We start from the raw sequence: 13,843 nt of genomic DNA, 5'->3' as shown, positions 1-13,843 counted from the left end.
CTCTATTCACCCTTAACCTCAAGAACCCTCATCCATAACTGCAGTAGCAGCCTTGGAAAGGTCTTCCAGCTGCTGTTTCAAAGGCATGATGTTACCAAGCAGTCCAATAACTGACAAACAATTGAAAAACACCATTCCTGTAAAGCCTATATCACCTAAAACCCAAACAAACCGAGCATCCATAAGTCCACCTAGAGGAATGAGACCAATAAACAGTATTTTCAACAGAAAATTAAGAGTCTGACTGGAAGAAAAATAAGACAATCCTTTTTCAGCACAAACAAACCAGGTTAATAGTGTCGTAAATCCGAACAAAGCCATAGCTAAAGTAACGATTGCTACTCCGAGAGATCCTAGGGAGTCAGAAAAAGCTTTAACGACCATAAAAGCTCCTGTTTCCCCTGAAGCATAAGCTCCAGAAACAATCAAAGTTAATGTTGTTATCGAGCAAACAATCAAAACAATAACTGGAGGGACTAGGGTAACAAGACCATCGATAACAGGATTACGAGATCTAGAGTTAGACTGCAAAACTGAAACCATTCCACTTCCGCAATCTGTAGCCATAACGGCTCTGCTAACACCTGTAGCTAGAACCCTTGATAAAGAATATCCCCCGAATCCTCCAGCAACAGCCTTAACTCCCAAAGCTGAAGTAAAAATTTCCTTTAAAGCCGGAACAATTCTGCCCGCATGAATCCCAATCACCAATAAGCAGGAGAAGAAGTAAAATCCAGCCACAAAGGGAATTATTTTAGCTGAAAAACGCATCACCCTAGTATTTCCTCCGGCCAAGACCGGGATTACCAAAAGCATAATTAACAGCCCGACAACAAGAGCTGTTAGAGGAGACCCTTTAGAACACAACGATACTACGGAGCTCACTTGAACAATATTACCAGCAGAAAAAGCCGTAATTATCATAAAAAAGCAGAAAAGAGCCGCAAACATTTTGCTTTGAAGCCCTTTTACCAAACAGCCAATAGGCCCACCCAAAAACTCTCCTTGGGAGTTTAGGTATCGATATCTTATTCCTATATAAGATCCAAAAAACTGCAAAGCGGAACCGAGCATACCGGCGACCCAAATCCAGACAATAGCTCCGGGACCTCCACAACTAAGAGCCATCGCCATTCCAACAATATTTCCCGTTCCAAAATTTCCTGCTAAAATTGTAGCTATGACTTCATAACGAGAAACATTTCCTGTGCCCCCAGTTTTCTCCATTTCCTGGTTAAGCATAAACCGGAATCCTTGAAAGGCTCTAGTGAACTGAACCCCGCGAAATCCTATGGTTAGCGCTCCCCCTAAGAATAGAATTAAGGGAAATATGATATAAGAAGAAATTATCTCGTTAAGAGCATCTAAAAAGTACATTGCTTTTCTCTTGAATTGACTTACTTTATATTTATGTGTGGCTTGGGGAGAATCTTTTAAGCTTTCTGAGCTGTCATTGCAGCGTCTAGAAGACCTGACCAGTTCTCCCCTTGAACAAGATCGGAGACAACCTTGGTGTCCAACCCTAGGGTTGTTGAAAAGGATTCTATGTTGCTAGAAGAAAGCAGCCCTTGAGAAGCGGCCATAGAAAACGCTTCCCCTAATTTTTCCGTGAAGAGATTCCAAACCCAATCTCGTCCTCTCATTTTTTCGAGTCCTTCGACTAGGGAGGGGTCAGAAGCCAGAGTTTCTAGAAGAGTCAGAGGATGTATTTCTTGAATCCTATCCAAAGCTTCTAAAATTTTCCCTTGAGACAGGGCTAGGGACACTGTGGATTTTTCGGCAGCAGAGGACACGACAAACTTCATGTCGCGTTTATCCTGCTCAGAAACACTAGCCGAGTAATCCTTAAACTTACCAGTCAAGGTATGTTTCCCCTTTTTCTTTCTTCGAGATCTAGAAAGAAGCCTTGTCATCCCAAATTTTTTGGACAAAGGCTTACCTTCGACGCGCTCTATTGTACCAGAAGAAGAGGTTTTCGTGGAACCTCCTATCTTATCAGATTTCACACATCCGGCAAGCAACAAGGCGCTAGAACAAAGAATAAACAATAAGCTGGCATTTAGACTGCTTTTCATAAGACCATTTTCTAACAAATTTCGAAAAATTATACCAACTTTCCGAAAAAAAAATCGTTCGACTAGTCAATTAGCGAGAAAATAAAAATATTTTTATACGCAAAAGATTACTTGTTTTTCTCGAGTTGATTTGATATTGGCCATTTTGTTATGAAGGATAGCTCCCCTAAATTTGGCTCTGCTTAAAACTAGGGAGTCGGTCGATTTAAAAGAGGCTCTTTTGATATGTTCAGATTTCTTTGCGGTCTTTCCCTGGCACTAGTAACCGTCCCTCTCCCTTCCTTTTCTATTCCTAGCACCTCTTACCCTGCTCCAAAAAAAGCTGTAACAAAGATTGGATCTGAACTCTGGATCGAGCAAAAGCTTCGACAATATCCTGAGCTTCTTTGGCTTGCGGACGTGCCTGCAAATTTGTCCTCCCAACGCTCTAGTTTTGAGGAGAACTCTCAACATCCTTCAGAAGTTTTGTTTGAAAGAGAGTCTCCGGGTTTTGATGATACCATCCGATCTCTTATTTATTTGCACCTTCTTTTGAATGGTTCTCGTCTGTCATACGTCACCTTAACTCGACTGATAAAACCAACCGAAGCTTTACCATCATTCAAATTATTCCAATCTCTGCATAAGCAACTGGTCAAATATCTAAATTCTCCCAAGGCTTTTGATAATTCGGTTAAAATTCTAGAAACATCTTTGGTTCTTAAGAACATTGGATACTCGCGTAAAGCAAGACAATTATTCCAGCCCTATTTTACAGAAAATGATCCGGCTCTTTTCTACGACAAGGCTATGCTCGTTTTAAAAGCTTTTCCAGAGCTGAGTCCCTCTTACAGCCGTTTATCTCAAGAGCAAAAAGATGCTTTCCTCTCCCTAAGAAAACTAGATAATTACGGCGATCTTCTGTCTTTGACTAAATCTCCGTCAAAAAAGCTACTCCAATTGAGCAGAACTAAGTACCCAGTGGTCCTCTTAGATGCATGCCTCTACAATTTGGATGCCTTCGGAGCTGGGATCCCTCGAGAGGAATTTTATCAAAACTTACAAGTCTTTTCAGCTTACCTCCAACAAAACTCCACCTTGGAAGAAGCCTTTTCTCGTTATTTGAGCTTCCGCGCCAATAAGCTTGGTTTTGAAGGACAAACCAAAGCGGACATGACTCTTGTACGCCTGGCTTCTCTGATGAATATTTCTTCTCCAAATGAAGCCGCAGCTCTTCTCTGGAGTTTTCAAAATCTCTCTTCTGAAGAGTTAGGACATATAATTTCGGCTTTCTACTCCAGTAGTGGAGAGTATTTGGAGCGCGATATTAGAGGTCTTCCGGCCTTGACCACTGGGCTTGCAGCAATAACTCCTAGCACCATAGTTGGTGTTGAGCCTCGTCTTAGACAGGTGTTCTCCGCCACACTTTCATTGTTAGCAAAAGGATTGAAAACAGAAAAGGAGATGCTTCAAAAGCAATTACTTCCTAAAGGAACTGTTCTTGATTTTGTTGAAACTGCTAGCACCTTTGGTGGACTGAATGTTTTTTCAGACACAATTTTTGTTCGCATCCATTTGAACGGCTCCGTAAGCATTTATGCATAACCTTTTGAGGATTATGTAAACTTCTGAGGAAAAAGCTGTTGTTAGCTATATACTTTCTCTTATAATCAGAACCTTGTTTTTTAGTTTAGATTGAAGGGATTTATATGCTGGACATCCGTTTGCTTCGAAAGAACCCAGAAGAATATGAAACTCGATTACGATCGAAAGACTCTTCTATTTCCCTGGCTCCTTTATTAGCTTTAGACAAAACCGTTCGCTCTCTAAAAACAGAATCCGAAGGTCTTGTAGCCAAAAAGCGAGTCCTTTCAGAGAAAATTCATATTACCAAAAAAGAAAACCCGGAGGCCCTGCCAGCACTTTTAGAACAGGTAGATTTGCTATCTAATCAAATTAAATCTTTAGAAGACTCCCTAACACAATCTGAGGCAGAGCTGATGGACATGTTAGCTCGAATTCCTAACATTCCAGAAGAAAGCATTCCTATCTCTCCAGGAAAAGAGGGGAACAAAGTTATTAAAACCGTGGGAGAAAAGCCTAATTTTACTTTCACTCCTCTCCACCATCTTGAACTAAATCAAAAACTAGATTTATTGGACTTTCGTTTGTCAGCGAAGACGACAGGCTCCGGGTGGCCAGCCTATCGTGGATTAGGCGCTCGTTTAGAGTGGGCTTTGTTGTCATATATGTTGGACAAACAACATTCCAAAGGATTTACTCTGTGGCTGCCACCTCTAGCCGTTCGGCAAGAAATTTTATTCGGATCCGGTCAAATTCCGAAATTTGACGGGCAGTATTATCCCGTAGAAAATGGAGATAAGCAGCTATTTCTCATTCCAACAGCTGAAGTTGTTCTAAACGGATTTCACTCAAATGAGGTGCTCGAACTTTCTGATCTTCCTCTAATGTATGCAGCCTTTTCCCCTTGTTTTAGAAAGGAAGCAGGAGCTGCGGGGGCCAATGAGCGGGGACTTGTACGTATGCATCAATTCCACAAAATTGAAATGTTTTCTTTTGCTACACCAGAAACAGAAGATGATGTTTTTGAAAAGTTTTTAGGAGTAGCAGAAGAGATACTTCAAGAACTAGGCCTACATTATCAACTTTCACTTTTATCTACAGGCGATATGTCTTTTACAGCAACAAAGACCATAGATGTCGAAGTGTGGTTGCCAGGACAAAACTCTTATTACGAGGTATCATCTATATCTAAATGCGGGGACTATCAGTCTAGAAGATCAAATACCAGATACAAAAATCAAGCTGGCAAGATGAATTTTGTACACACGCTAAATGGATCAGGCTTAGCTACGCCCCGTCTTTTTGTTGCTATTTTGGAAAATTACCAACAAGAAGATGGATCTGTGATTATTCCTGAAGTACTTCGTCCATATCTAGGCAATAAAGCACTGCTAACTCCAACCAATTAATACTATACTGTAGGACTTGCTATGGATAAACCACACTCCCATTTTGGATCTCACAACGCAAAAGATCATGTAAAAATTGTTAAGGACCGGCATGCCGTTTGTAAGGGAGAGCCTCACAGTACCCGCCATGGCTTTGCTTACAGCACTTTGAAAGATGTCTGCAGATTAGCCTTTTTTTTAGGACTATTACGAATACTTTTTCTTTTTTCCAACACACCTCAAAATCAGCATCTTCCCTTAATGCTTTCTATGGGCCTGGCATTTATCTTTTTCCATGCCTGCATGAAAGCTAAAAATGCGTGGTCCTACATAGAACTTTGTCATCGATCCATCGATGAAGAAAAAAATGAAATAGAAAACAATTTCGAATGTGAAAAAGAAGAACTAGAGTCTATTTTTTCCAGTAAAGGTTTTAAGGAACCTCTACTAAAAGAAATTATTGAGTACATCAGTTCAGACTCCAAACTTACTTTGGACACTATGATTAGAGAAGAGTTGAATATAGATCTAGAGACTTTCCCTCATCCCCTAGCTCAGTCTTTATCCACGATTCTCGGGGGTTGTTTAGGTTTAGGTATTTTTCTCCCCTTGATGTTATTGAAACATCCTTTGCTAGCACTTTCATCCTCCGTACTAGCCGTAGCCCTTCTCTCCTTCGCCAAAGCTAGAATAATAGCTAATCGCGCCATTAATGAAACTGTCTGGGGAGCAGCTATCTTTATTACCTCGCTAGGCGTTGGGTATTCTTTATTGAAAATTTTTGGAGCGTAATTTCAAATTTTTTGGGAGCTTTTGTGTTTAAAAAACTATTTCCTTCCCCCTTTTCTCCAGAACTCATGACAGATTTCCTAGATTCTGGAATGTCTGAAGATAAAAGTCCTCTACTTTCTCGGTCTGGTAGATCTTTGAGTAAAAATTTACCTCTCAAAACCTCCTTACTATCGTTATCGACTTATTTGACTGCTCTTTTTCTATATGTCAGCCGGGGGTTCTTTCCCGAGAGCGCAACTCACTTGCTCCATCTCTCTCATCTTTTTACTTTAATTACTTTTTTCCTAGCTGGCACCCCTGCCATTGTAAAGTCTTTTGAGGACCTAGCGGAAAGAGAATTTAATATAGACGTTCTAATGACTGTAGCAGCTTTTGGATCTATTTTTATAGGGAGTAGCTTGGAAGGCGCTTTATTACTAGTTTTATTTTCCATTTCAGAAGCTTTGGGCGAATCTGTTTCTGAAAAAGCCAAAAGTACTCTTTCTTCTCTCAAGCAACTTTCACCACAGACAGCGTGGATTTTTAATGACGAAGGTATTCTTAAAAGAAAAACAATAAAGTCTATTCAAGTCGGAGATATTATCCATGTCAAAAGCGGCGAAATAGTCCCTTTGGATGGAGTTATTGTCCGCGGCTCATCTTCAATAAATCTTACACATTTAACAGGAGAAAAAGTTCCCATCTTTTGCAAGGAAGGCTCTTCCGTTCCCTCTGGGGCTAGAAATTTAGAAGGCTCCTTTGATCTACGCGTGCTAAAAACTGGAGCAGATTCCACATTAGAACACATTATACAACTTGTCGTTCGAGCACAAAAAACAAAACCCCAGCTCCAGCAACGTTTAGATAAATACTCTTCCGTATATGCTCTTAGTATCTTTACGATATCCTTAGGAATAGCTCTGTTGGTGCCATTACTAACTTCCATGCCTTTTATCAACGTTGAAGATTTAAATAATTGTTCCATCTATCGTGCTTTGGCCTTTCTAATAGCAGCGTCCCCTTGCGCACTCATTATAGCAGTACCTATAGCGTACCTAAGTGCTGTCAACTCCTGTGCTAGACAGGGCATTCTTCTTAAAGGCGGCGTTACTTTAGATCGCCTTTTAGCTTGTAGCATGGTTGCAATGGATAAAACTGGAACACTGACGACAGGACAGCTAACTTGTCTTGGGTGGGACTTCTTTGGTGAAGATTCCTTCAAGACCAAGTTTCTATCCATTGTACGGGGTGTGGAGCAATCAACTACCCATCCCATAGCACAAGCTATAGAAAGCTTTATAGAAAAACAAAATATACCTCCAACCATCTTAGAAAAATATGTAACTAAGCCAGGGGAAGGTGTTCAAGCCTGCGTCAATGGAGAAAAAGTTTTTGTTGGGCGAATAGAAACTGCTATTAAAAATGTTGCCCCAGAGAATTTAGCTCAAATTGAAACTCTCGTCTCTGATGCCAAAAAACGTGGGGAAATATGCTCTTTAGCTACTGTAGGAGTTTTTTCTGCTATTTTCTATTGTAAAGACGTTCTCAGACCTGATGCTCAAGAAGCTGTGAAAGGTTTAGCTGACAACGGGTTAAAAGTAGTAATGTTGACAGGGGATCATGCCATTAGTGCGAAGAATACGGCCAATCTTCTTGGTATCGATCAAATTTACGCCAGTTTAACTCCAGAAGCCAAATTAAAAAAAATTGAAACTTTAGCAAAATCTAACCGGATGATGATGATAGGTGATGGCATAAATGACGCTCCAGCTTTGGCCAAGTCTTTTGTTGGTATTGCTATGGGCGAAGCGGGCAACGCTGCAGCAATAGACGCCGCGGATATTGTATTACTCAACAATACTTTATCTTCTCTTCCCAAACTACTAAGGAAAGCTAAGAAAACACGTTTCATCGTGTCTCAAAATATTACCTTAGCTCTTTCTATAATCTTTTTTGTTTCTATTCCGGCATCACTAGGTATTATTCCATTATGGTTAGCAGTAATCCTTCATGAAGGCAGCACAGTTATCGTGGGATTAAACGCTCTTCGACTCCTCAAGAACTGACCCTTTAGTAAGAACGGAACCTTCTTGCATAAATACTCTGCAGTAAACCCAATGAGGCCATCGTGGCTATCACGGAGGATCCTCCATAAGAAATCAGGACCAAAGGAACTCCTGTTATCGGTAAAATACCGCACATCATGCTGATATTAATTAAAATATGCATGGATATGTACACTGTGATTCCTGCAGACAACAACCGACCAAAATTATCCGAAGCAACAGCTATTGTCCGACATCCAAAATAGATTAAAGAATAGTAAAGGCCGAGCAGCCCGATTAAACCGACCAAACCGAATTCTTCTCCTAGAGCAGGAAAGACCGAGTCTGTATAGCCATAAGGCAACCACCCCCTACCAGCAAACTCTCCAGACTTCCAACCTCTTCCAAAGACACCTCCTAATCCTATGGAAATCAGCGATGCTCGTTGGTGATGGTTAACAGGATTCAATCTTTCATACTGGTATTCCTTAAGAACTTTCAAGGCATAAGGCTTTACCTTTTCATGAGGAATAACACCCGTAAACACCAACAAGGTAAATAAAAATAAACTACCTCCTATGAAACCGCTAATCCGAACCAAAGGAGGGTAAACATTTGCCAAATAAAAAATTCCCCATGCCACGGGACACAGTACAAGAGCTGTCCCCAGATCCGGCTCCCTAAGAATCAGGACGAAAGGGATAAACACTATGAGGCACGCTACCAAAGCTGTCCTTTTCGAAGAAATTGAATATTTGGAAATCTCTAAAACATACCCCAACATAATGACTACAGATAATTTAGCATACTCAGAAGGCTGAAAACTCATATGAATCAAAGGGATCCTATACCATCTATGCACATTTTGAACTGCTGGGGCTAAAAACAACCCAGCTAAACTTAGTAATGTCAATAGATACACAGGGAAAGCCCACGTTTTAAGCTTCGAATAATCAAAGCAAGAGCATAAGAAAAAGACAATCCAACCGATAGCAAAGTGTCTCATCTGGACACAAGTCTTTGTTGTAAGAAAAACGCTGCTTCCAAGGGAGGCTGGATCCATGGAGGAGACAACAATAAGACTTACTACCATAAGAAAACTTATGACAACTATACTCCAATAATTCAAGTGACGGAGGGATTTAAAGCTCAGCATAAAGATCTAAAAGGAAAAGACTAGCCAGATATTCTCTATACTATAAATAACGGGAAGGAACATCAATCTCATTGTTCTTTCTTCGAAAGAAAGATAGCATTGACGAAAGATAGACTAGTTTTTATCCTCGTCATCATGGAAGTTATCTTTTATGAAATTGCGACCACAGAATCCACCAATGATTTATCTAAAAAACTTCTTCCTCAACTAAACAAGGAAGCGCTCACAGTGGTTTATACTTGGGACCAGACAGGAGGGCGCGGGCAATACGGAAAAAGTTGGTCTTCTACTAGAAAGGACATAACAGCCTCTTTTTGCTTTTTTATTCCATCGCAGAACTTGGACATAGCACTCCTTGTCCGCCCTGGGGCAGAAGCTGTTGTAGCACTCGCTAATTCCTTAGGCATAAAAAAACCGCACATTAAATGGCCAAACGATGTTCTCGTCGAACACAAAAAGATAGCAGGCATTCTTTGTGAAACAGTTCCCCTAGGCTCTTCAACTGGAGTAATTTTAGGTATTGGTTTAAACGTAAACTCTTCTGAAGATGATCTACAAAATGTTGGCCAGCCGGCCACTTCTTTGTTATTAGAAACAGACTCCTGTTATGAGCCTGAGAGCATTTTATCACATTTAAGTTTGCTGATTCGGACTCATATTAAACCTGTCATAAAAGAAATCATAGGCTTTTAACGATTAAATTTTACTTCAGGTACAGAAGAAAATCGAAAAACCTCTTTTGCTAGCTGCAAAGTGGGTTTTGTTCGTAAGTCTTCATACTTTTCAACAGCTTGTTCAAAAACTGTCGTTTCAAAAGAAAATAAATTGTCTGCGGCCCAAAAGTTCTCTGAAAGCTCTTTAAACTGTTTCTGAGAAAAGCTCTCTCCTAAGGCTAATTCAAGGAGAGAATACAAATTTTTTGTTCTATTCAAGAATTCTGCCTCCATCTCATGAAAAGTAGGCACAGCCTCTCTAGCTTGTTTCAAAAAATTTCTTTTTTTTAGGCTAATGCAATTCTTGAGAAATTGTTCCTCCTGCAATAACCTATCCAGGTATTGAGAGCGAACTACAGGGTTTGCAGACAAACGACATAAGGAAATCAGTGCTTCACGTTTTTTAATCGCGTGGCCTACCAACAGAGACCAGCTGTCCGTGATACAACACAAGGCCAAGTACAGCCGACAATACGAACTAAATAATAATCCTATAATAAACGAAACTAAAGCAACCACTACCAGCATGAGCAGACGATCCGAGAAAAAACCAGAACTTCTCCTTTGGTATAACAATTCTTGCTTTTAGAAATAAACAGCAAGCTCTGCGTCCGTTAGTTCTCTATACTCTCCGTAGGGAAGCCCCCCAAGAACCAAGTTTCCTATACGAATACGAGAAAGCTCTAGCAAACTCAGCCCCGCATTTTCCGCAAGAATCCGAACTTCATGTTTTTTCCCTTCATTAACAACGACCTTAAGAGTCCCTTTTCGGACTTTTTTGACAGAAACAGGTTTTACATGTTTGCCGTCCATCACGACGCCTTCTGACAACCGTTGTAGCTGTGCATGAGAAACATCTTGGGCAACTTTTAGCAAATACTCTTTGGTAATACCAAAGGAAGGATGGATGACTTTGTTGGCGAAATCTCCATCATTGGTGACTAAAATTAGTCCGGTAGTTTCTTTATCTAATCTGCCAACAGTAAAAACTCGGTAAGGTAGGTGAGCGAACAAGTCAATAACCAGCTTACTTCCTGCAAACTTTCTTTCTGAAGAGCACAGATACCCCATAGGCTTATGGAGCATGAAGTATACTTTTTTATTTTCAGGGAAAACCCTCTGACCTCGAAGTTCGACTCGATCTTTTTCATCAACGACAACAAAGGGGCCTTCGGCTACTTTTCCGTTAACCTTTACCTGTCCAGAAAACACTAGATCATCGCATTTTCTTCTAGACCCCACTCCTGCGGAAGCTAAAAACTTATTTAGACGAAACTTGGCCATGCGATTTCCTAGTAACAAATAAGATAATGCATATATTTTGCCTAAGACGGCAAATAGAATGCCATCATATCCTTCTAAAAAAATTTTTTACCACGCTCTAAAGCTTTCTTAACCCTTGCCTAAAAACTAACTGTTTGTTTTTATGCATCCTAGCGTCAACAGGAGTTTGGTCATGTCCTCAAAATTGATTCTACTGCGCCATGGAAAATCTGCATGGAATGAAAGAAATTTATTTACAGGCTGGGTTGATGTGCCTCTCAGTGCTACAGGTGTAGAGGAAGCCCTTCAAGCAGGCTCCATTATTCAAGAATTTCCTGTGGACTATATTTTCACATCCAAGCTTATACGGAGCATAATGACAGCTCTTTTAGCAATGACAAAACATTCTTCTAAAAAAACCCCTTACATCATCCACGAAGAAGCTGAGCTTAAAAAACAAAGCGCCTTCGATAATCCCCAAGAAAAAGCCTCCATGATCCCCCTCATCGCAAATAATGCGCTAAATGAACGCCACTATGGAGATCTTCAAGGCAAAAATAAAAAAGAAACGGCAGAGCAATACGGAGAAGAACAAGTCAAACTATGGAGACGCAGCTACGATGTCCCCCCTCCTGCAGGAGAAAGCTTAGAGGACACCGCCAAAAGAACCATTCCTTACTTCGTAGAAACTATCATACCCCTCCTAGACTCCGGAAAAAATGTCTTGATATCTGCACATGGTAATTCTTTAAGATCCATCATCATGGATATAGAAAAATTAAGTAGAGAAGGAGTACTCTCTTTGGAAGTCCCAACAGGACAACCCATCGTGTATACAAGAGAAAATCAATGTTTCACAAAAATAGCTCTTCCAAACCCGTAATATGGTTAAACAACGAAGTAGCCAGACCACCTACAGAAGCTTCTAGACTATTAGCTTCCTCATCACCTGACGTTTTCTCTCTAGAGGAGGGGCACTCCATCCAAGATTTGCTAGAAAAAAGCGAAGAGAACATTCGAACACTAGTTCCCGCTTCGAAAGAAGTTTTTCGATTCAGCTATGCGTTACCAAGCTCCCAAAGCATCTCTAGTATAATCTCTTCCTTGCTCTTACACTCACAATTGTTTCAAGGGCGCTCGCATTTTCTTGTCCCTTCGCATGATCAACAAACATTAATCACAGCCATATGTCGTAGACATATTGAAGGGGCTTCTTATGACTGGATGATACCAAACAAAAATGGGATTATTACAGAAGAGTCTTTCATCGACTCACTGTCTCCGAAAACATTGATGGTTTCTTTATCTTTAGCTAACGGACTAACAGGCGTCATCCAACCTCTAGAAGCAATCAAAGTTATCTGTAAAGAACGTAATATTCTTTTACATGTAGATGTTTCTCATGCTTTGGGCAAAATACCTTTAAGCGAGGATATTTTTGATGCTGATATTATTACCTTTTCAGGGTTCCCTTTGGGCTGTTCCGGTGCTGTCGGAGGATGCTTCTTTCGCCATCATTTGAGTAAAATACTCTCTCCTATCCTTCCTGACACTCAATCTTTATTACAAAATTTTTCTCTGGGAACCATTTTATCTTTTTCTAATGCATGCAAAGAGCGGACAGAAAAACTAAGCTCTTTTGCATTGAAAACGGGTTCTTTGAATCACCAGTTCCGACTTTCTCTATCTAAGGAGATCCCAGAAGTACAATACTTATTCGATGACACCATAGATCGCTTACCAAACATTATTTTGGCTGCGTTTCCTGACGTTCCCGCTGAGGCGTTAGCTTTTCTTTTACAAAACTCTCGAATTTGCGTTGCTATGGGCTATGAAAACTTTCAACCTTTATCTCAAGTCTTGCAAAGTTGCGGAATACCTCCTCTACTTTGTCATTCTTCTATAGGATTCTCTCTACATGAAAGCCTTTCTGCAACAGATTTATCGACCGTCATTAACGAAATCAAAAAAAATATAGCTCACCTAACAACTATTACAAAAGGTGCTCTTTAATGCTTTCCTCTGTTCCTTCTTTGTTTCCCGGTTTTTTACCAAGCATTTTTAGTCGAAAAATTCTCAAGAAAATTTGCTCTCCATTTTGTTCTGGGATCTTCTCATCTCAAGATGCAGAAGCAAAAAATGCTCGCCTCGTCATCGGCAAACAGGGACATCGACTCATGGGCAATGTCGTAACGCTTTATTGGCTAGTAGACAATGAAACGGGTGTAATTTTGGATGCCAAGTTTCAAATCTTTGGACACGCTCTACTCATAGCTGTTGCTGAAGCGTCGTGTGAATTAGTAACATCCAAACTTTACACAGAATCCTATAAAGTAGGCGTGAACGCCATAGAAGAGCACCTCAGAGACTCCTCAGAAAAAAATTCTATTCCCAAAGAATATCAGCCCCTTATACATTTTGTCATAGATGCTATGGACTCAGCTTCTGAACAATGTTCAGATATCACCGTGCCTGGATTTACCTACAGCACTCCAGAATTCCTCGATCAAGAAGATGCAAATCCATTATCAGACGAACAATGGGCAACGGCCTCTAAAGAAGATAGGCTTCAAATTCTCAGAAGTGTTGTTGAGCAACGTATAGCACCTTATCTAGCTATGGACGGGGGTAGCTTGTCCGTTGAGGATATTGTAGGCGACGAAGTTCTTATCTCTTATTCAGGAAACTGCTCGGGATGTTTTTCTGCCGTAGGGACTACACTGAACTCTATCCTCCACCTTCTGCAAGCCCACGTACATTCTTCTATAACAGTAAAAGTTAAGGAAGATTCTCTATTTTTCTCTCCAAAGGACTCTCAATTACATTAGCAACAGATTCTTATTGTCGAGATTCCAACAGTTTCTAGATT

13 protein-coding genes are annotated in these 13,843 nt (G+C 40.4%); 8 read left to right on the top strand and 5 right to left on the bottom strand.

The window, feature by feature from the left end; translation table 11 throughout:
- Nucleotides 1-18: 18 nt before the first annotated feature.
- Both KJA58_RS04945 and KJA58_RS05205 read right to left on the bottom strand, forming a co-directional pair.
- Nucleotides 19-1,377 (bottom strand): alanine/glycine:cation symporter family protein, encoded by a 1,359-nt coding sequence (locus tag KJA58_RS04945; protein WP_213358308.1) that lies wholly within the window; start codon nucleotides 1,375-1,377, stop codon nucleotides 19-21.
- A gap of 56 nt (nucleotides 1,378-1,433) precedes the next feature.
- Nucleotides 1,434-2,075, bottom strand: a complete 642-nt coding sequence (locus tag KJA58_RS05205) for a DUF8085 domain-containing protein (protein WP_246485733.1) — start codon at nucleotides 2,073-2,075, stop codon at nucleotides 1,434-1,436.
- 225 nt (nucleotides 2,076-2,300) lie between these two features.
- On the opposite strand from KJA58_RS05205, the gene KJA58_RS04935 reads away from it, so the two are divergent.
- The 4 genes from KJA58_RS04935 (at nucleotide 2,301) to KJA58_RS04920 (ending at nucleotide 7,863) form a co-directional block, all read left to right on the top strand.
- Nucleotides 2,301-3,659, top strand: a complete 1,359-nt coding sequence (locus KJA58_RS04935; RefSeq protein WP_213358307.1) for a hypothetical protein — start codon at nucleotides 2,301-2,303, stop codon at nucleotides 3,657-3,659.
- A gap of 104 nt (nucleotides 3,660-3,763) precedes the next feature.
- Nucleotides 3,764-5,047: a serine--tRNA ligase gene (serS, locus tag KJA58_RS04930; RefSeq protein WP_213358306.1), complete on the top strand. Its 1,284-nt coding sequence runs from the start codon at nucleotides 3,764-3,766 to the stop codon at nucleotides 5,045-5,047.
- Nucleotides 5,048-5,068: 21 nt separating this feature from the next.
- Nucleotides 5,069-5,818, top strand: a complete 750-nt coding sequence (locus tag KJA58_RS04925) for a VIT1/CCC1 transporter family protein (RefSeq protein ID WP_213358305.1) — start codon at nucleotides 5,069-5,071, stop codon at nucleotides 5,816-5,818.
- 23 nt (nucleotides 5,819-5,841) lie between these two features.
- Nucleotides 5,842-7,863: a cation-translocating P-type ATPase gene (locus KJA58_RS04920; protein WP_213358304.1), complete on the top strand. Its 2,022-nt coding sequence runs from the start codon at nucleotides 5,842-5,844 to the stop codon at nucleotides 7,861-7,863.
- 4 nt (nucleotides 7,864-7,867) lie between these two features.
- Here the strand turns inward: KJA58_RS04920 and KJA58_RS04915 are convergent, their stop codons facing one another.
- Complete coding sequence (locus KJA58_RS04915) at nucleotides 7,868-8,998, bottom strand: FtsW/RodA/SpoVE family cell cycle protein (protein WP_213358303.1); 1,131 nt, start codon at nucleotides 8,996-8,998, stop codon at nucleotides 7,868-7,870.
- 99 nt (nucleotides 8,999-9,097) lie between these two features.
- On the opposite strand from KJA58_RS04915, the gene KJA58_RS04910 reads away from it, so the two are divergent.
- Complete coding sequence (locus tag KJA58_RS04910; protein WP_246485732.1) at nucleotides 9,098-9,691, top strand: biotin--[acetyl-CoA-carboxylase] ligase; 594 nt, start codon at nucleotides 9,098-9,100, stop codon at nucleotides 9,689-9,691.
- On the opposite strand, the gene KJA58_RS04905 is transcribed toward KJA58_RS04910, so the two are convergent.
- Both KJA58_RS04905 and KJA58_RS04900 read right to left on the bottom strand, forming a co-directional pair.
- Nucleotides 9,688-10,239 (bottom strand): hypothetical protein, encoded by a 552-nt coding sequence (locus KJA58_RS04905; RefSeq protein WP_213358302.1) that lies wholly within the window; start codon nucleotides 10,237-10,239, stop codon nucleotides 9,688-9,690. The genes KJA58_RS04910 and KJA58_RS04905 overlap by 4 nt on opposite strands.
- Before the next feature lie 57 nt (nucleotides 10,240-10,296).
- A complete protein-coding gene (locus KJA58_RS04900) occupies nucleotides 10,297-10,995 on the bottom strand; it encodes a pseudouridine synthase (RefSeq protein WP_213358301.1) in 699 nt (232 codons plus the stop codon).
- 172 nt (nucleotides 10,996-11,167) lie between these two features.
- Here KJA58_RS04900 and KJA58_RS04895 point away from each other — a divergent pair, with 172 nt between their 5' ends.
- Genes KJA58_RS04895 through KJA58_RS04885 form a run of 3 tightly spaced genes read left to right on the top strand, consistent with a single transcriptional unit; the run spans nucleotide 11,168 to nucleotide 13,802 of the window.
- Nucleotides 11,168-11,857, top strand: coding sequence for a 2,3-bisphosphoglycerate-dependent phosphoglycerate mutase (locus KJA58_RS04895; protein ID WP_213358300.1), 690 nt, complete (start codon nucleotides 11,168-11,170; stop codon nucleotides 11,855-11,857).
- Nucleotides 11,824-12,987 (top strand): aminotransferase class V-fold PLP-dependent enzyme, encoded by a 1,164-nt coding sequence (locus KJA58_RS04890; RefSeq protein ID WP_213358299.1) that lies wholly within the window; start codon nucleotides 11,824-11,826, stop codon nucleotides 12,985-12,987. The genes KJA58_RS04895 and KJA58_RS04890 overlap by 34 nt, the downstream gene beginning before the upstream one ends.
- The gene (locus KJA58_RS04885) at nucleotides 12,987-13,802 is read left to right on the top strand and encodes a NifU family protein (RefSeq protein WP_213358298.1); all 816 of its coding nucleotides are present in this window, start codon (nucleotides 12,987-12,989) and stop codon (nucleotides 13,800-13,802) included. The genes KJA58_RS04890 and KJA58_RS04885 overlap by 1 nt, the downstream gene beginning before the upstream one ends.
- The last annotated feature ends 41 nt before the right edge of the window (nucleotides 13,803-13,843 follow it).

The sequence above is a fragment of the Chlamydiifrater phoenicopteri genome (genome assembly GCF_902807005.1).
GTDB classification, from domain to species: Bacteria; Chlamydiota; Chlamydiia; order Chlamydiales; family Chlamydiaceae; genus Chlamydiifrater; species Chlamydiifrater phoenicopteri.
This window is presented reverse-complemented; position numbering and strand designations above follow the sequence as displayed.

Coding starts and splice junctions, on each gene's coding strand:
- KJA58_RS04945 (WP_213358308.1), bottom strand. CDS start 1,377: ATGTACTTTTTAGATGCTCTTAACGAGATAATTTCTTCTTATATCATA.
- KJA58_RS05205 (WP_246485733.1), bottom strand. CDS start 2,075: ATGAAAAGCAGTCTAAATGCCAGCTTATTGTTTATTCTTTGTTCTAGC.
- KJA58_RS04935 (WP_213358307.1), top strand. CDS start 2,301: ATGTTCAGATTTCTTTGCGGTCTTTCCCTGGCACTAGTAACCGTCCCT.
- serS (WP_213358306.1), top strand. CDS start 3,764: ATGCTGGACATCCGTTTGCTTCGAAAGAACCCAGAAGAATATGAAACT.
- KJA58_RS04925 (WP_213358305.1), top strand. CDS start 5,069: ATGGATAAACCACACTCCCATTTTGGATCTCACAACGCAAAAGATCAT.
- KJA58_RS04915 (WP_213358303.1), bottom strand. CDS start 8,998: ATGCTGAGCTTTAAATCCCTCCGTCACTTGAATTATTGGAGTATAGTT.
- KJA58_RS04905 (WP_213358302.1), bottom strand. CDS start 10,239: ATGCTGGTAGTGGTTGCTTTAGTTTCGTTTATTATAGGATTATTATTT.
- KJA58_RS04900 (WP_213358301.1), bottom strand. CDS start 10,995: ATGGCCAAGTTTCGTCTAAATAAGTTTTTAGCTTCCGCAGGAGTGGGG.
- KJA58_RS04895 (WP_213358300.1), top strand. CDS start 11,168: ATGTCCTCAAAATTGATTCTACTGCGCCATGGAAAATCTGCATGGAAT.
- KJA58_RS04890 (WP_213358299.1), top strand. CDS start 11,824: ATGTTTCACAAAAATAGCTCTTCCAAACCCGTAATATGGTTAAACAAC.
- KJA58_RS04885 (WP_213358298.1), top strand. CDS start 12,987: ATGCTTTCCTCTGTTCCTTCTTTGTTTCCCGGTTTTTTACCAAGCATT.